The sequence below is a fragment of the Streptomyces sp. Edi2 genome (assembly GCF_040253635.1).
GTDB lineage: Bacteria > Actinomycetota > Actinomycetes > Streptomycetales > Streptomycetaceae > Streptomyces.
The window spans coordinates 3,355,468-3,372,117 of the sequence record NZ_JBEJGX010000003.1 but is presented as its reverse complement, the minus strand read 5'-3'; the positions used below and the strand labels follow the sequence as shown (position 1 = coordinate 3,372,117).

The following is a 16,650-nucleotide window of genomic DNA, read 5'->3' as shown; positions in this document are numbered from 1 at the left end:
CGGACGGGCCGCGCGGAGTGGATCAGCGGAGTTGATCAACTGACCCGGCGGGCCGGGCAAGAGAACCACCACGACCAGGGAGCGCATGACGTGCGGCCGGTAGGCAGCAAGTACCTGCTCGAGGAGCCGCTGGGACGCGGCGCCACGGGCACCGTCTGGCGTGCCCGCCAGCGGGAGACGGCGGGCGCCGAGGCCGCCGTGGCAGGAGAGCCCGGCGAGACGGTCGCGATCAAGGTCCTCAAGGAGGAGCTGGCGCACGACCCGGACGTGGTGATGCGCTTCCTTCGGGAGCGCTCCGTCCTGCTGCGCCTCACCCACCCCAACATCGTCCGCACCCGCGACCTCGTCGTCGAGGGCGATCTGCTCGCCCTGGTCATGGACCTGGTCGACGGTCCCGACCTGCACCGCTATCTGCGCGACAGCGGCCCCTTCAGCCCGGTGGCCGCCGCGCTGCTCACGGCCCAGATCGCCGACGCGCTGGCCGCCAGCCATGCGGACGGCGTGGTGCACCGCGACCTCAAGCCCGCCAACGTCCTGCTCGCCGGGTCGGACGGCAGCGGCGAGATGCACCCGATGCTGACCGACTTCGGCATCGCCCGCCTCGCCGACTCCCCGGGCCTGACCCGCACCCACGAATTCGTCGGCACCCCCGCCTATGTGGCGCCGGAGTCCGCCGAGGGCCGCCCGCAGACCTCCGCCGTGGACATCTACGGCGCCGGAATCCTGCTGTACGAGCTGGTCACCGGCCGCCCGCCGTTCGCCGGGTCGACCGCACTGGAGGTGCTGCACCGCCACCTCAGCGAGGAGCCGCGCCGCCCCGGCACGCTCCCCGAGCCGCTGTGGACGGTGATCCAGCGCTGCCTGAGCAAGCGCCCCGAGGAGCGGCCCAGCGCCGGGAACCTCGCCCGGGCGCTGCGCACCGTCGCGGACGGCATCGGGGTGCACGCCACCCCGGCCGCGGCCGAGGCCGCCCTCGGCGTCGCCGCGCTGCTCGCCCCCGACCCCGCACCCGCGACCGTCCCCGGAACGGGCGCCGACGGCAGCCAGGGCCCCGGAGGCGACGCCGACCCCACCCAGGTGCTCCCCTCCGGTGCCGGTTCGTACGACCCGGCCGCGGCGACCAGCGTGCTGCCGTCCACGGGCGGCCCGGGTGGTCAGGGCCCCGGCGGGCCGGGCGCCGACCCGACTCGCGCCATGCCGCCGATGCCCATGGGCGCACCGGCCGGCGGACCGCAGAACCCCGACAACCCCCATCCCTGGGAATCCCAGATGCGGGCCGCGCGCGACCGCAACGAGCAGACCCAGGTGCAGTATCTGGATCCCGCCGAGGACCCGCTGCGCCGCCGCCCGCAGCGCCAGGCCGCTCCCCAGCAGCAGCCGCCGCAGCACCCGCAGCAGCCCCAGTACCGTCAGCAGCCCGCTCCGGCGCCGTACGGCCAGCAGCAGCCGCAGGCCGCCCCCCGGCGCCGCCAGGAGCCGCCGCCGCAGCGCTACGAGCCGCAGCGGCCGCCCGAGCCGGAGCCCCGGCCCCGGCGGGAGCCCCGTCAGCGCAGCGCCAACCCGATGAAGATCCCGGGCCTGGGTTGCCTCAAGGGCTGCCTGTTCACGCTGATCCTGCTGTTCGTGGCGGCCTGGCTGGTCTGGGAGCTGACCCCGCTCCAGGAGTGGATCGGCACGACGCGGGGCTTCTTCTCGCAGGTCGGGCACGTCTTCCACAGCGTGCAGCGGTTCGTGCAGAAACTCGGCGGCTGACGCCGTCCGCCCGCGGCCGCACCGCCGCGGGCGCCCCGGACCTGTTCCGGACGGTCATCGACGGGCCCGGCCCCGCCTCTCCACAGGCGGCGCCGGGCCTGCGTCATGAGCGGCCCCGTCAACCGGCCCGTGAACGATCCCGTGAACGGCCCCGTCAACCCACCTGTGAACCCACCCAGTGGATTTGTCGACTTCTGACGGTCAATTTCGCTCACAGAAGTGAAGGTTGCCACGTTCCGGGGCACGGAACCCCCTGGCACCCGCGTAGCTTTGACGCCAACCTCAGCCCCCGCAGGACGCTCGGGGGCCCGACACGTCGGAGCAGTCTTGGCACGGAAGATCGGCAGCCGGTACACCGCCCACCAGATCCTGGGGCGCGGCAGTGCCGGCACGGTATGGCTGGGCGAGGGTCCCGAAGGGGCCGTGGCCATCAAGCTGTTGCGTGAGGATCTCGCCTCCGACCAGGAACTCGTCGGCCGCTTCGTACAGGAGCGGGCGGCGCTGCTGAGCCTGGCGGACCCGCATGTCGTCGGCGTCCGCGATCTCGTCGTCGACGGCAACGACCTGGCGCTGGTCATGGACCTCATCCGGGGCACCGATCTGCGCACCCGTCTGGAGCGCGAGCGCCGGCTGGCCCCGGAGGCCGCCGTCGCGATCGCCGCCGATGTCGCCGACGGGCTGGCCGCGGCGCACGCCGCCCGGATCGTGCACCGCGACGTCAAGCCCGAGAACGTCCTGCTGGACATGCAGGGGCCGCTCGGCCCCGGCGGTGCGCACCCCGCCCTGCTGACCGACTTCGGCATCGCCCGGCTCGTCGACTCGCCGCGCCGTACCCTCCAGCCCCCGGCAGGGGGGAGCTCCGGCTCGCTCCGCTCGTCGGCCAAGGTCATCGGCACCCCCGACTACCTCGCCCCGGAGATCATCGAAGGCCTCCCGCCGCGCGCCTCCGTGGACGTCTATGCGCTGGCGACCGTCCTGTACGAGCTCCTGGCCGGGTTCACGCCGTTCGGCGGCGGGCACCCCGGGGCGGTGCTGCGCCGCCATGTGACCGAGAGCGTGGCCCCGCTGCCCGGCATCCCCGACGAGCTGTGGCAGCTGCTGCTGCAGTGCCTGGCCAAGGCGCCGGCCTCCCGGTTGCGCGCCCCCGAGCTCGCCGCCCGGCTGCGCGAGCTGCTGCCCGGCCTGGCCGGTATCCCGCCGCTGGACATCGACGAGCCGGAGGAGGAGCAGCCGGAGGACGAGCAGGAGAGCGCCGCCGCCTCCCGCGAGGAGCCGTTCCACCCGTCCCCGCACCCGGGGGAGGCCACCCCGCCGCGCGGCGCCGTCCCGCTGGTCCAGGGCGCGGTCCCCGACTCCAACCGGGACACGCACACCAGCATGCGGGTCCCGGGACCGGACGAGCTGGCGGGCGGCGCCCACGGCACCGCCCGCGCCCCGCGTGCCGCCGGTGAACGCCGGGCGGGCTCGGCCCGGCACCGCTCGTCGCCGGACGCGGTGCGCCGCCGCCGGATCAGGCTCGGCGCGGCCGCCGCCGCGGTGGTCGTGGCGGCCGGTCTGGGCGGCTGGCTGGCCTCGGACGACGACACGGCGGGGGACGCCACACCGGGCGTCCAGCAGCCGGATCCCGGCACCCCGTGACGGCCCGCCGCGCGGCCACCGCGCCCCGCCCGCGCGGCGACAGGACCCCGCCGCCCGGCCACCGGGCCTGCGGAGACGGACGTCCGCCCCCGCCACCGCCCGCGTGCGCGGGACGGCGGACGGCCCGCCGGGCGACCCGCCCCCCGCGGTTTCCGGCGGGTCCGACCTGCCGGGGCCGGGTCACGCTGACGGCGGCAGCCGTTAGGCTGGGTGCGTGGCAGTCGTCGATGTATCCGAAGAGCTGAAGTCCCTCTCCTCGACCATGGGGTCGATCGAGGCCGTCCTGGACCTCGACAAGATGAGGGCCGATGTCGCCGTGCTCGAGGAGCAGGCCGCGGCGCCGTCCCTGTGGGACGACCCGGAGAACGCACAGAAGATCACCAGTCGGCTGTCCTACCTCCAGGGCCAGCTGCGCAAGGCCGAGGACCTGCGCGGCCGGGTCGACGACGTCGAGGTGCTCTTCGAGCTCGCCGAGGCCGAGGGCGACGAGGACGCCAGGGCCGAGGCCGAGACCGAGCTGACCGCCGTCCGCAAGGCGGTCGACGAGCTGGAGGTCCGCACCCTCCTGTCCGGCGAGTACGACTCCCGTGAAGCGGTGGTCAACATCCGTGCCGAGGCCGGTGGCGTGGACGCCGCCGACTTCGCCGAGAAGCTGCAGCGCATGTATCTGCGCTGGGCCGAGCGGCACGGCTACAAGACCGAGCTCTACGAGACCTCGTACGCGGAAGAGGCCGGCATCAAGTCGACCACCTTCGCCATCAAGGTCCCGTACGCCTACGGCACGCTCTCCGTCGAGCAGGGCACACACCGCCTGGTGCGCATCTCGCCGTTCGACAACCAGGGCCGCCGCCAGACGTCGTTCGCCGGCGTCGAGGTGCTGCCCGTCGTCGAGCAGACCGACCACATCGAGATCGACGAGTCCGAGCTGCGGGTGGACGTCTACCGCTCCTCCGGCCCCGGCGGCCAGGGCGTCAACACCACCGACTCCGCGGTCCGGCTGACGCACCTCCCCACCGGCATCGTCGTCTCCTGCCAGAACGAGCGCTCGCAGATCCAGAACAAGGCGACCGCGATGAACGTCCTCCAGGCCAAGCTCCTCGAGCGCCGCCGCCAGGAGGAGCAGGCCAAGATGGACGCGCTCAAGGGCGACGGCGGCAACTCCTGGGGCAACCAGATGCGTTCCTACGTCCTGCACCCGTACCAGATGGTCAAGGACCTGCGGACCGAGTTCGAGGTCGGCAACCCCACCGGGGTGCTGGACGGCGACATCGACGGCTTCCTGGAGGCCGGTATCCGCTGGCGCAAGCAGCAGGAGAAGTAGCGGATCCGCGCACTCCGTACGTGAAACAACTGCCTCCTTCAGGGAGGCAGTTGTTTTTGCTGTGGCGGTTTGGTCACAGTCGTATGTCCATGTACCACCCACCGCTTGCCAATTCGGGCATCGGGGCTTTATTCGGCCTTGACGATAATGGCCGAACTGGGAAGGCTGAGCGCGGCATGCGTATGTCTGGGGCGCGTGTAAGAACGGGGAATTGAGCGGCCTGCCCGCAGTGCGGAGCCGAAGCTCGTGCACCCCGACATCGGCTCGTCGCCCCGTACAGCGGTGCACCCATGACGAGTTCAGCTACTGGGGGTAGCAGTACATGACGAAGAAGACGCGGCTGCGCGTAGCGCGCATTGCGGCCGGCGCAGTGATTGCGGCCGGTGCGTCGCTCACCGCGGCCGGAGCTGCATCTGCGGCTGATGTCAACTCTGGCACGAACCAGGGTGGCAGTGGTCTGCTCGGCGGCATCCTCGGTGATGTCCTCGGCGGCGGCACCGATGACGACAGCACCGGCGGTACGGCCGGTGGCGACGAGACCACCGGTGGCTCCACCGGCGGCGAGATCGGTGGCAGCACCGGCGGCGACGAGACCATCGGTGGCAGCACCGGCGGTGACCAGACCACCGGTGGCAGCACCGGCGGTGACGAGACCACTGGTGGCAGCACTGGTGGCGACCAGACCACCGGTGGTTCCACCGGCGGTGACCAGACCACCGGTGGCAGCACCGGCGGTGACGAGACCACTGGTGGCAGCACTGGTGGCGACCAGACCACCGGTGGTTCCACCGGCGGTGACCAGACCACCGGTGGCAGCACCGGCGGTCACGACACCACCGGCGGTAGCACCGGCGGCCACGACACCACCGGTGGGAGCACCACCGGCGGTGACGAGACCACCGGTGGCAACTCCAGCACCGGCACCGGCACCGACAACGAGGGCACCAAGCCGATCGAGCAGCCCGGCCAGGGCAAGGAGCAGATCGCTGACACGCCCGGTCAGGCAAAGCAGCAGGCCAAGGGCGGTGAGCTGGCGGAGACCGGTTCCTCCGGCACCACCTTCCTGCTGATCGGCGCCGCGACGATGATCGCGGGCGGTGTGGGCTTCCGTATGCTGCCCCGTCTGGTCAACAAGAACGGCGGCGGCGCCGCGGCGGCCTGACGCTGACGCGGTACAGCTGGAGTACAGCTGGAGGGGCCCGGGACGCATGATGCGTCCCGGGCCCCTCGGCGTTTGTGTGACGGCCGCCGGAAAGTCCTCGTACGGGTGGTCGGCGGGAAAGTCCCGTACGGGTGTCGGGCGGATCGGTGTCAGACGGCCTGGTGGAGCAGTACACCCAGCGCGATCAGCACGATCATCAGCGCCACCAGCATCGCCGGGCTGAGCTGGGCGAAGATACCGCCCGCTTGCTGCTGAAGACGTTCTCTGCTGGCCCGGCACACGGGGCAGCGGCCCTCGTTCACAGGGGCCGCGCAGTTGGCGCACACCAGTCGGTCGTACGTCATGCGACCTCCTTCTCCACTGCACCAACGCACCGGAAGGCGCATTGGTTCCCTCTCCCACTGTGCCAGCTCATGGCCCAAACGGCGCGCCCCGCAGAATTGTGCGCCTTTTGTCCCGTAGGTGCCGTGAATAAGCGCACCAACCGCCTACGCCGACTGGGCCGCCCTGCGAGGTTCGCGTATGGTCACGCACACCGACGGGAGCCGCAACTCGGCAACCGTGCCCCTATTCAGGTCGACCGTGGTGCATCAGTGATCCGATTCGACAACGTCTCCAAGACTTACCCGAAGCAGAACCGCCCTGCACTCAGGGACGTCTCGCTCGAGATCGAGCGCGGCGAGTTCGTCTTCCTGGTGGGCTCCTCGGGCTCCGGTAAGTCCACCTTCCTGAGGCTGCTGCTGCGCGAGGAGCGCGTCAGCCACGGCCATGTGCACGTCCTCGGCAAGGACCTCGGGAAGCTCTCCAACTGGAAGGTCCCGCAGATGCGGCGCCAGGTGGGCACGGTCTTCCAGGACTTCCGGCTGCTCCCCAACAAGACCGTGGGGGAGAATGTCGCCTTTGCCCTCGAGGTGATCGGCAAGCCGCGCGGCCAGATCCGCAAGACGGTTCCCGAGGTCCTCGAACTCGTCGGACTCGGCGGCAAAGAGGACCGTATGCCGGGTGAGCTCTCCGGTGGTGAGCAGCAGCGCGTCGCCATCGCCCGGGCCTTCGTCAACCGCCCGATGCTGCTCATCGCGGACGAGCCCACCGGCAACCTCGACCCGCAGACCTCGGTCGGCATCATGAAGCTGCTGGACCGGATCAACCGGACCGGTACGACGGTGGTCATGGCCACCCACGACCAGCAGATCGTCGACCAGATGCGCAAGCGGGTCATGGAACTCGAGAAGGGCCGGCTCGTACGCGACCAGTCGCGCGGCGTGTACGGCTACCAGCACTAAGCGTGTACGGCCCCCAGTACTGAAAGGACGCCATGCGCGCCCAGTTCGTCCTGTCGGAGATCGGCGTCGGTCTCCGCCGAAACCTCACGATGACCTTCGCAGTCATCGTCTCCGTAGCCCTCTCGCTGGGCCTGTTCGGCGCCTCGCTGCTGATGCGCGACCAGGTCAGCACGATGAAGGGCTACTGGTACGACAAGGTCAACGTCTCCATCTTCTTCTGCAACAAGAACGATGCCGACACCGGCACCAACTGCGCCAAGGGTGCGGCCACCCAGCAGCAGAAGAACGACATCAAGGCCGAGCTCGACCGGCTGCCGATCGTGCAGAAGCCGGTGGTGTACGAGTCCAGCGACCAGGCCTACAAGCACTACAAGGAGCAGTTCGGCGATACGCCCGTGGCCGGAGTGGTGACGCCCGACCAGCTTCCCGAGTCCTTCCGCGTCAAGCTCAAGGACCCGACGAAGTACGCCGTCATCAAGTCGGCGTTCTCCGAACGGCCCGGCGTCCAGGAAGTACAGGATCAACGGGACACCGTCGAGCCGCTGTTCAACCTCCTCAACGGCATGAACATCGCCGCGATAGTCGTGATGGCGCTGATGCTCGTCGTTGCGCTGATGCTGATCGTCAACACCGTCCGGGTGTCGGCGTTCAGCCGCCGGCGGGAGACCGGGATCATGCGGCTGGTGGGAGCGTCCAGCTTCTATATCCAGATGCCGTTCATCCTGGAGGCCGCCATTGCGGGGCTGCTGGGCGCGGCCTTTGCCTGTGTGCTGCTGGTCGGCGGCAAGTACGCCCTGATCAACAACTGGCTGGCGAAGAAGATCCAGGTGGTCAACTTCATCGGCTGGGACTCGGTCGCGGCGGTGCTCCCGCTGGTCCTCCTGATCGGGCTGCTGATGCCCGCGCTCGCCGCGTTCTTCGCGTTGCGCAAGTACCTCAAGGTGTGAGCTTTGCCAAGGGGCGCCGTACGGTCAACTTGCCGTACGGCGCCCTTTTGTCCCCTAGACTCACCGGCATGTCGGGCCCGTGTTCGTACGACCGGCCCCGCCGCATTCGCCGCGGGGCGGCCCTGACGTTGTTCCTCGCCGGCGTGCTCGCCACCGGCGCGGCGACCGGCACCTGGAGCGAGAGTGCCCAGGGCGCGGCCGGGCGGCCCGCACCGGCCCGCGCGGCGTCCGGCGCACGGGTCCCCGAGTCCGCCACCGCGGACCGCGCGGCCGTCGAGCGCGCCGCTTCCGAGGCCGTCGAGGACGGCAAGTCCGGTGCGCAGGCCGCCGCTGACGTCGTCAGCCGCAGCGGCGACCGCTGGTCGACGATCTACAGCGCGGACGAGTTCAAGGATTTCCAGGCGCAGTTGGACGGCGGCTATGTCGGCGTCGGGCTCTGGGTGCGGCAGGCGCCCCACGGCCGGATCGAGGTGTCCCGGGTCCAGCCCGGCGGCCCCGCCGCGCGCGCCGGTATCGCCGTGGGCGACCGGCTGCGCGCCGTCGACGGCCGCCCCTCCCGGGGCGCGCCGGTCACCGACGTCGTCGCCCGGCTGCGCGGCGCCGCCACCGGCGGTTCCGGTCAGCCCGCCGCCGCTGCCGGCACCCCCGTGACACTGGACCTGCAGCGCGGCACCCGCCGCTGGTCGGCCGCCTTGCACCGCACCCGGCTCAGATCCCGCAACGTCGTCATCGACCGTCCTGCCGGTGCGCACGGCCCGACCCGCGTCAAGATCGCCGCGTTCGGCAAGGGCACCGGTGCGGTGGTCCGCCGGGCGGTGCGCCGCGCCTCCCCGCAGGGCGGCATGCTGCTCGATCTGCGCGGCAACACCGGCGGCCTGGTCACCGAGGCGGTGGCCACCGCCTCCGCCTTCCTCGACGGCGGTCTGGTCGCGACGTATGACGTACGCGGCAGCCAGCGCGCGCTGTACGCCCGGCGGGGCGGCAACACCCGTATCCCCCTGGTCGTCCTCGTCGACGGCGGCACGATGAGCGCCGCCGAGCTGCTGTCCGGGGCGCTCCAGGACCGGGGGCGGGCGCTCGTGGTGGGTTCCAGGACCTTCGGCAAAGGCACGGTGCAGATGCCCAGCACGCTGGCGGACGGTTCGGTCGCCGAGCTGACCGTCGGCCACTACCGCACGCCGTCCGGCCGGAATGCCGACGGCGACGGCCTCACCCCCGACGTCACGGTCGGATCCGGGGCGGAGAAACGGGCTCGCACAGTATTGAGTGGCCTCGGGGGCGGTGCGTAGTGCGAAAATGGCAGCACTATGGCTAAGGACAAGGGCAAGGACAAGACCCCCGGGCGCAAGCTCGTGGCGCAGCACAAGAAGGCGCGGCACGACTACCTCATCCTGGACACCTACGAGTGTGGCCTGGTGCTGACCGGCACCGAGGTGAAGTCGCTGCGGCAGGGCCGGGCGTCGCTGGTGGACGGTTTCATCCAGATCGACCGGGGCGAGGCCTGGCTGCACAACGTGCACATCCCCGAATACGCCCAGGGCACCTGGACGAACCACAGCGCGCGGCGCAAGCGGAAGCTGCTGATGCACCGCGTGGAGATCGACAAGCTGGAGGCCAAGAGCCAGGAGTCGGGGCACACGATCGTGCCGCTGGCCCTCTATTTCAAGGACGGCCGGGCCAAGGTCGAGATCGCCCTGGCCAAGGGCAAGAAGGAGTACGACAAGCGGCAGACGCTCCGCGAGCAGCAGGACCGCCGCGAGACGGACCGCGCCATCTCGGCGGCGCGGCGCCGGCAGCGGGCCTGATCTGCCCGGACGGGCCCGTACCGGCCGGTCCGCGAGGGAATACGCTGGCACCGGCCCGCGTTGTTCCCGTACGATGGGAGCACACCCCACGAGGGGTGTGGGTACCACCTTGAAAAATCAACATGGGGATGATCGGTTTCGACAGCGGATGTCGAAGCAGGGGAAGCGAGTCGAGGAAGCGGCAATGATCTCGTTAACCATATGTCGCAACCAATAATCGCCAATACCAAGCGCGATTCCTTCGCCCTCGCTGCCTAAGTAGCGACTTGCGAAGTGTCAGCCCGGGGCTGTTCCCGACCCGGATCCTGGCATCGACTAGGGAACTAAACTTCTAGACCCGGTCACGGGGTTTAGAAGGAAATCAAACAGTGGCTGAGCCCGTCGGAGACTTGTTCGCGTGATCTCCGGGGCCGAGAAAATCGCAGCGAACTGCACTCGGAGAAGCCCTGATTCCGCACCGTTGGACGCGGGTTCGATTCCCGCCATCTCCACTCATCCCATGTGAGGCCCAGGCCCCGCCGTCCCAGGACGGCGGGGCCTGAGTCGTTTGCGTGCCGTGAGCTGGGTGACGGCCGCCGCGAGGGCGGCCGCCGCCGCGGGCACCCCGTAGGCCGCGCCCGCCCCGGCCAGGTGCTCGACCGCCCAGCCGCCGCCCGCCGATCCGGCCGCGATCCCGCCCAGCAGCGCGGTCACGGCGAGCGTCATGCCCTCGTTGAGCTGCCCTGGCGGTGTCAGCGACTGGACGAGTCCCATGCCGGTGACCATGGTCGGCGCCGTCGCCATACCGGCCAGGAGGAGTGCGACGGCCAGCGTCGCCGGGCCCCCTGTCGTGGCCGCGAGCGGCGGGAGCAGCATCAGGGCCGCCATCGCCGCGGTGCAGCCGAGGAAGCGGTGGCCGGCGGCCCCCCAAGCGGTTGAGGAGCCGGGAGGGACGCCCTTGGTCGGGCGGAGCAGGCCGTAGAGCAGCCCGGCCGCGCAGGAGCCCGCCGCCTGCAGGGCGAGCAGTCCGCCCGCCGCGGACCGTATGCCGTGCGCGTCGGCGAAGGCGAGCGTCACGACCTCCAGGGAGCCGAAGACCGCGCCGGTGGCGAGGAAGGTGGCCAGGAGCGGTGGCAGCCCCGGCAGGCGCAGGGGAGAGCGGGTCCTGCCGGTGGCCGGGGCCGGCGTCACGGGTGGTTCGGTGCGGCGCTGGGCCGCGAACAGCAGCACCCCGGTCAGCAGCAGCGCCGCGGCCACCGCCGTGCCCGCCTCGGGGGCGAGGGTGGTGCACAGCAGCGTGGCGAGCACCGGCCCGAGCAGGAAGCACAGCTCGTCGGCGGCCTGTTCGAAGGAGTTGGCGGTGTGCCGGGCGGCCGGGTCGTCGCGGAAGAGGTGCGCCCAGCGGGCCCGGGACAGCCCGCCGGTGTTGGGGGTGGTGGCGGTGGCCGCGTAACAGGCGAAGAGGGTCCAGTCGGGCGCGCCGTAGTGGACGCACAGGAGCAGGGCGAGCGAGTCGAGGACGGCGAGCGCGGTGGCCGGGACCGCGATCCGGGCCTGGCCGTGACGGTCGACCAGCCGGGCGGTCCACGGCCCGGCGAGCGCCGTCGCCGCCAGCCCGGTCGCGGTGACCGCTCCGGCCAGTGCGTAGGAGCCGCGCGAGCCGGCGATCATCAGCACCGCGCTGACGCTGAGCATCCCCATGGGGAGGCGGGCCGGCAGGTTGGCGGCCGTGAAGGCGCGGGTGCCGGGGACGGCGAAGATCCGGCGGTAGGGGGCGAGGGGACGAAAGCGGAAGAGGGGACGGAAGCGGGTGCGGAGGCGGACGCGCCGCGGGGCCGGGCGTACGGGCGATGGGGGTCCCCCCGGTCGAGCGGAGCCGAGAGTGGGGGAGGTGACCGGGCGGGCGGCGAGGAAGAGGATCATGCCTCTACGGTCGCTGTCGCCAAGGCCGCCCGTCCAACACCTGGTCAGCGCCCATTCACGCACCTGTGTTGTCAGTGTGCGGCGGCCCGCGGCAAGCACCGGCAGAAAACGCTGCTGCCAGGATGACCCGATGCCGTACGACATCGATCCGCGCCTGCTCCGTGCTTTCCTCGCCGTCGCCGAGGAACTGCACTTCACCCGCGCCGCCGCCCGGCTCTACGTCGCCCAGCAGGCGCTGAGCCGCGACATCCGGCGTCTGGAGCGGGAGTTGGGCGCCGCGCTGTTCGTACGGACCACCCGCCAGGTCTCCCTGACGGCGGACGGGGCACGGCTGCTGCCCCTCGCCCGGCGGGTGCTGGCCGCGCACGACGAGCTGGCCGCCGCCTTCCGGGCCGCCCCCGAGCGGCCGCTGCTGGTCGATGTGGGGGTGCCGATCGGTACCGCCCACGGGGTGCTGGAGGCGGCCAGGGACCGGGTGCCCGACAGCTGTGAGCTGGTCGCCCGCTTCCACAGCGGGCTGACCGGCGCGGCGGCCGAGGTGGCGGCCGGCCGCCTAGATGTCTCCTTCGGCCGGATCGCGGCGCTGCCGCCCGCCGTGCGGGCCGGTCTCGACCATCAGCCGGTCCGGCTGGAGCCGATGGCGGTCCTGCTGCGCGAGGACCATCCACTGGCCGCACGGCCCGCCGTCGCCCTCGGTGAACTGGCCGGCGAGACGCTGTACGCGGCCGCCGGGAATCCGCAGACCGCGGAGTGGACGGACCTGGCCGAGCGGCTGTTCGCGGGCCGCGGCATAGCGGCCGCCGAGCCGTTCCCGGAGATCGAGGGCTCGCAGGAGTTCGTCCGGGTGGTGCGCAAGCGGGGGTGGTCGGTACTGGCGAGTGTGGAGTTCATCGAGGTGCCGGGCATGGTGCTGCGGCCGCTCGTCGATCCCGTACCGCTCTCACCGGTCTCGATGGTGTGGCGGCGGGGCCTGCGGCATCCCGGGCTGGACGCGTTGCGGGCGGCCGCTCGCGAACTGGCCGGCCGGCACGGCTGGTTGGCGCCGCCGGGCAGGGCGTGGTGGCTCCCGGAGGCGGATGCGCGGGTGATGGGCTTACGGGGGTGACGGCCTGGCGTATGCGGCGTTCGGAAGAAGATACGGCCGCAGAGGCAACCCCGGGCGCGTGAATTCTTTCCTTAACGGCAAGGAAATCCGTCAGGAACGAACAGGGGGAGCCGTGCGACGGCCTTCACATCTCGCGGTGGTGGCGGCCGCGCTGACCTTGACCGCCACGGCGGGCCTGGCCCTGACCGGCTGCGGCTCGGCGCGGATGTCGGCGCTGCATGCCCAGTGCACGACCAAGGGCCTGCGCTGGACGCTCACCGTCCTGAAGAAGAAGCCGCACACCGAACAGCGCGAGGCCCGGCTGTCCATCGCCAACAGCGGTTCCGGGCCCTGTGTGTTCCACGGATTCCCGGCCTTCGAGGTCCACCTCGGCAAGGGGCCCGAGTCGGACGCCCAGGGCCATGGCAAGACCCTGCCGATAGACCTGCCGCGCGGCGGGACCATCACGGCCCCCCTGCGCTACCGGGACTGCCCCGCCGGCACCCAGCCGAACGCCGCCATGGTCACCAACGACCTCGCCGTGGTGTCCGCGCCGCGTGACTACCCCGGCCGCCAGGCGGTCGTGGCACGGGACGAGAAGGGCAAGCGCCTGCGGATGACCCTCTGCGCGGACCGGATATGGATGGGCCCGCCGCGGGAGGCGGCCGAATAGCCCCGGTTACGGGGCCTCGGTTACGGGGCTGGTGTGGCGGCAGCGCTACCTGAGGCGTACGAGGTGAACGAGGCCCAGGCGCCCGGCGAGAAGTCGAGGTGCGGGCCCTGTGGGTCCTTGGAGTCGCGGATGTGGAGGGTGGACGGGTGGGCGGCGCCCCCTATATCGGCGTCGGACGTCAGCACGCTGCTGCGTTGCGCCTCGGCATAGGCCAAGTGTGGGTGGTCGGGGGTTTCCAGCAGCACGCATGGCCCGTTCAGCCCGGTGCCGGTGACCTTATGTGCGCCCGTACTCATCACGAGTACGGGATCGCGTACTGGGCACCGTAGTTGCGCACTGCGACCGTCGTCGTATGAACGGAGAGAGGCAACTCCCCTGCGCACGCGAGCGGTTCTACCGGCCTGAGCGACGATCGGTGCCGAGGGCGAGGGAGTTGATGCGGGCGGCGCTCGCGGAGTGGGGCTGTCGGGGAGCCGGCGGACGCGGTGTTGCTGTGTGTGAGCGAGCCGGCGGCGAACGCGCTGCGCCACGGGGTGCCGCCGGGGCGCGGTTTCCAGCCGTACGTGTGGCCGCCCGCGGGTGGGGTGCTGCGGCTGGAGGGGCAGCACAGCGGGGACGGGTGGCCGCGGGTGCGGACGGGCGCCGGGCCGGTGGACGAGGACGGGCGCGGGATACTGCCGGTGGAGGCGCCGGCGGACAAGTGGGGCGTGGGGGAGCGGACGCCCGGCAAGGCCGTCTGGTGTGGGTTCGCCCTGCGACCGGCCTGGCGGTGAAGGTGTACTACAACCGTTGGACAGGTGTTGCACACGGCTTTAATCTGTCCTGTATGGCAGCAACGATAGGGTTTCGGCCCACCGAAGAGGATGCGCGGATCATCAAGGACGCCATGCGTGGTGGCGAGGGAACCAGTGACGTGATCCGGCGTGCGCTGCGGCTCCTGGAGCGTGAGGAATGGCTCTCCCATGCCCGCAGCGACGCAGAGCGCCTTGCCGGTGAGGACCTGACCACGGAAGAGGACGCCTGGTGATCCGCGGCGCCGTCTACCGCGTCGACTTCGGCGATGCGAAGCGCGGGCACGAGCAGCGAGGGCGCCGTTTCGGCCTGGTGCTGAGCCCTACATCCATGCCTTGGAGCGTCGCCACCGTTGTCCCGACGTCCACCAGTGCGCAGCCCTCGGTCTTCCGGCCCGAGGTTGCACTGGCAGGGACCAGTACGAGGTTTCTGGTCGATCAGATCCGCACGGTCGATACCTCTTTCATTCACGGTGACCCCATCCACTATCTCGACCGTGATGAACTCGCCGAAGTCGAACATGCCGTGACGCGTTACCTCGGGCTCTGACAAGGTCCGTCCCTCACCGCCCGCCGCCCCGCCGCGTGAGTGCAAGGTTGCGTCGCCGTCACCGGGCGGCACCGTACGGAAATCCGTCGTCCCTAGCGTCGGGGAGCAGGACCCGACCCCCTGGGAGGCGCGATGACGGCCGCGGCAGCAGAGACCCGTAGCGAGAAGCCCGATGACAGCCCTGCCGGTGGCCGTACCGGTGGTTCCGGGGGCGGTCCCGAGGGCCGTACCGAGGGCCGTACCGGGGGCCGTACCGGGGGCCGTGCGCGGAGGGGCGGACGGTGGATCGAGTACTGGGATCCCGAGGACGAGGGGTTCTGGCGGGAGACGGGGGAGCGGGTCGCGCGGCGGAATCTTGCCTTCTCGGTGGTCTCCGAGCACATCGGGTTCTCCGTCTGGAGCCTGTGGTCGGTGATGGTGCTGTTCATGGGGCCGGAGTACGGGATCGATCCGGCCGGGAAGTTCTTCCTGGTGGCGGTGCCGACGCTGGTGGGCGGGGTGCTGCGGGTGCCCTACACCTTCGCGGTGGCGCGGTTCGGCGGGCGCAACTGGACGGTGCTCAGCGCGACGATGCTGCTGGTGCCGACCGCCATGGCGGCGGTGGTGATGGAGCCGGGCACGTCGTACGGCACGTTTCTGCTGGTCGCGGCGCTGGCCGGGGTCGGCGGCGGGAACTTCGCCTCCTCGATGACCAACATCAACTCTTTCTATCCGCTGCGGAAGAAGGGGTGGGCGCTGGGGCTGAACGCCGGTGGCGGCAACATCGGGGTGCCGGTGATCCAGTTGCTGGGGCTGCTGGTGATCGGGACGGCGGGGGCCGCGCATCCGCGGATCGTACTGGCCGTCTATGTGCCGCTGATCGTCCTCGCGGCGGTGCTCGCGGCGCTGTTCATGGACAACCTGGCGCCGGTGACGAACGACACCGGGGCGGCTCTCGACGCCGCCAGGGAGCCGCACACCTGGGTGATGTCGCTGCTGTACATCGGCACGTTCGGGTCGTTCATCGGCTACAGCTTCGCCTTCGGGCTGGTGCTGCAGAACCAGTTCGCGCGTACGCCCCTGCAGGCCGCCTCGCTGACGTTCCTCGGGCCGCTGCTGGGCTCGCTGATCCGGCCGGTCGGCGGGCGGCTGGCGGACCGGTTCGGCGGCGCCCGGATCACCCTGGGCAACTTCGCGGCGATGGGCCTGGCCACGGGCGTGGTGATCTACGCGTCGGCGGAGCGGTCGCTGCCGGTGTTCCTGGCCGGGTTCATCGCGCTGTTCGTGCTGACGGGGCTCGGCAACGGCTCCACGTACAAGATGATTCCGGGGATCTTCCAGGCCCAGGCGCTGCGTCGCGGGCTGGCGGGGGAGGAGGCCGCGGTATACGGACGGCGGCTCTCGGGGGCGGCGATGGGGCTGATCGGGGCGGTGGGCGCGTTCGGCGGGCTGGCCATCAACCTGGCCTTCCGGCAGTCGTTCCTGGTGGCCGGGTCGGGCACCCCGGCGTTTGTGTCGTTCCTGGCCTGCTACGTGGTGTGCGGGGCGGTGACCTGGGGCGTCTACCTGCGTCCGGCGGTGCGCGGGCGGCGTACGGGGCAGGGGGCGCAGGCGCCGGTGGGTGAGGCGGACGGGTCGGCTGCGGCGTCCGCGGGGGACGGGGAGCGGGGGACGGTGTACGTGGAGGTGTGAGCGGCCGGGCGGGACGGGCGGGCGTGGAGGGCCGGGCGGGGCGCTGGTGGTGGTGTCCGGTCCCCGTGGTG

Annotated in this window: 16 protein-coding genes, 1 other RNA gene and 1 pseudogene; 15 read left to right on the top strand and 3 right to left on the bottom strand. The window is 71.4% G+C overall.

The genetic code is table 11. The features are described from left to right. Positions 1–90: 90 nt before the first annotated feature. From ABR737_RS18200 to ABR737_RS18185, 4 genes are all read left to right on the top strand, one after another. Positions 91–1,752, top strand: a complete 1,662-nt coding sequence (locus ABR737_RS18200; protein WP_350251216.1) for a serine/threonine-protein kinase — start codon at positions 91–93, stop codon at positions 1,750–1,752. 327 nt (positions 1,753–2,079) lie between these two features. Then, positions 2,080–3,390, top strand: a complete 1,311-nt coding sequence (locus ABR737_RS18195; RefSeq protein WP_350251215.1) for a serine/threonine-protein kinase — start codon at positions 2,080–2,082, stop codon at positions 3,388–3,390. Between the two features lie 214 nt (positions 3,391–3,604). Beyond that, positions 3,605–4,711 (top strand): peptide chain release factor 2, encoded by a 1,107-nt coding sequence (prfB, locus tag ABR737_RS18190; RefSeq protein WP_350251214.1) that lies wholly within the window; start codon positions 3,605–3,607, stop codon positions 4,709–4,711. Positions 4,712–5,033: 322 nt separating this feature from the next. Further along, positions 5,034–5,873 (top strand): hypothetical protein, encoded by an 840-nt coding sequence (locus ABR737_RS18185; protein WP_350251213.1) that lies wholly within the window; start codon positions 5,034–5,036, stop codon positions 5,871–5,873. 149 nt (positions 5,874–6,022) lie between these two features. On the opposite strand, the gene ABR737_RS18180 is transcribed toward ABR737_RS18185, so the two are convergent. Then, a complete protein-coding gene (locus ABR737_RS18180; protein WP_088797901.1) occupies positions 6,023–6,217 on the bottom strand; it encodes a hypothetical protein in 195 nt (64 codons plus the stop codon). 249 nt (positions 6,218–6,466) lie between these two features. Between ABR737_RS18180 and ftsE the strand changes: the two genes are divergently transcribed. The 5 genes from ftsE to ssrA all read left to right on the top strand — a co-directional run bounded on the left by ftsE (position 6,467) and on the right by ssrA (position 10,402). Beyond that, positions 6,467–7,156: a cell division ATP-binding protein FtsE gene (gene ftsE, locus ABR737_RS18175; protein ID WP_328386549.1), complete on the top strand. Its 690-nt coding sequence runs from the start codon at positions 6,467–6,469 to the stop codon at positions 7,154–7,156. 32 nt (positions 7,157–7,188) lie between these two features. Further along, positions 7,189–8,103 (top strand): permease-like cell division protein FtsX, encoded by a 915-nt coding sequence (gene ftsX, locus ABR737_RS18170; protein ID WP_088797900.1) that lies wholly within the window; start codon positions 7,189–7,191, stop codon positions 8,101–8,103. Between the two features lie 68 nt (positions 8,104–8,171). Next, positions 8,172–9,392 carry a S41 family peptidase gene (locus ABR737_RS18165; protein ID WP_350251212.1) on the top strand — a complete coding sequence of 407 codons (1,221 nt, stop codon included), beginning with the start codon at positions 8,172–8,174 and terminating at the stop codon, positions 9,390–9,392. Between the two features lie 18 nt (positions 9,393–9,410). Continuing rightward, complete coding sequence (gene smpB, locus ABR737_RS18160) at positions 9,411–9,908, top strand: SsrA-binding protein SmpB (RefSeq protein WP_350251211.1); 498 nt, start codon at positions 9,411–9,413, stop codon at positions 9,906–9,908. A 124-nt stretch (positions 9,909–10,032) separates the two neighbouring features. Beyond that, positions 10,033–10,402, top strand: a transfer-messenger RNA (tmRNA) gene (ssrA, locus tag ABR737_RS18155). Here ssrA and ABR737_RS18150 read toward each other — a convergent pair. Then, positions 10,401–11,810 (bottom strand): MFS transporter, encoded by a 1,410-nt coding sequence (locus tag ABR737_RS18150; RefSeq protein WP_350251209.1) that lies wholly within the window; start codon positions 11,808–11,810, stop codon positions 10,401–10,403. The genes ssrA and ABR737_RS18150 overlap by 2 nt on opposite strands. 130 nt (positions 11,811–11,940) lie before the next feature. Here ABR737_RS18150 and ABR737_RS18145 point away from each other — a divergent pair, with 130 nt between their 5' ends. Both ABR737_RS18145 and ABR737_RS18140 read left to right on the top strand, forming a co-directional pair. Continuing rightward, on the top strand, positions 11,941–12,915 hold the full coding sequence (locus ABR737_RS18145; protein WP_350251207.1) for a LysR family transcriptional regulator: 975 nt from the start codon (positions 11,941–11,943) through the stop codon (positions 12,913–12,915). Between the two features lie 112 nt (positions 12,916–13,027). Next, positions 13,028–13,567: a DUF4232 domain-containing protein gene (locus ABR737_RS18140; protein ID WP_350251206.1), complete on the top strand. Its 540-nt coding sequence runs from the start codon at positions 13,028–13,030 to the stop codon at positions 13,565–13,567. A 20-nt stretch (positions 13,568–13,587) separates the two neighbouring features. Here the strand turns inward: ABR737_RS18140 and ABR737_RS18135 are convergent, their stop codons facing one another. After that, positions 13,588–13,863 (bottom strand): DUF397 domain-containing protein, encoded by a 276-nt coding sequence (locus tag ABR737_RS18135; protein WP_350251205.1) that lies wholly within the window; start codon positions 13,861–13,863, stop codon positions 13,588–13,590. 56 nt (positions 13,864–13,919) lie between these two features. Here ABR737_RS18135 and ABR737_RS18130 point away from each other — a divergent pair. From ABR737_RS18130 to ABR737_RS18115, 4 genes and pseudogenes are all read left to right on the top strand, one after another. Further along, a pseudogene (locus ABR737_RS18130) lies at positions 13,920–14,340 on the top strand (ATP-binding protein). A 53-nt stretch (positions 14,341–14,393) separates the two neighbouring features. Next, positions 14,394–14,594 carry a hypothetical protein gene (locus tag ABR737_RS18125; RefSeq protein ID WP_129296106.1) on the top strand — a complete coding sequence of 67 codons (201 nt, stop codon included), beginning with the start codon at positions 14,394–14,396 and terminating at the stop codon, positions 14,592–14,594. Next, positions 14,591–14,908, top strand: a complete 318-nt coding sequence (locus ABR737_RS18120) for a type II toxin-antitoxin system PemK/MazF family toxin (RefSeq protein ID WP_350251203.1) — start codon at positions 14,591–14,593, stop codon at positions 14,906–14,908. The genes ABR737_RS18125 and ABR737_RS18120 overlap by 4 nt, the downstream gene beginning before the upstream one ends. Positions 14,909–15,040: 132 nt before the next feature. Continuing rightward, entirely contained in the window at positions 15,041–16,579 is a 1,539-nt protein-coding gene (locus ABR737_RS18115) for a nitrate/nitrite transporter (RefSeq protein WP_350251202.1), read from the top strand. Positions 16,580–16,650 lie beyond the last annotated feature (71 nt).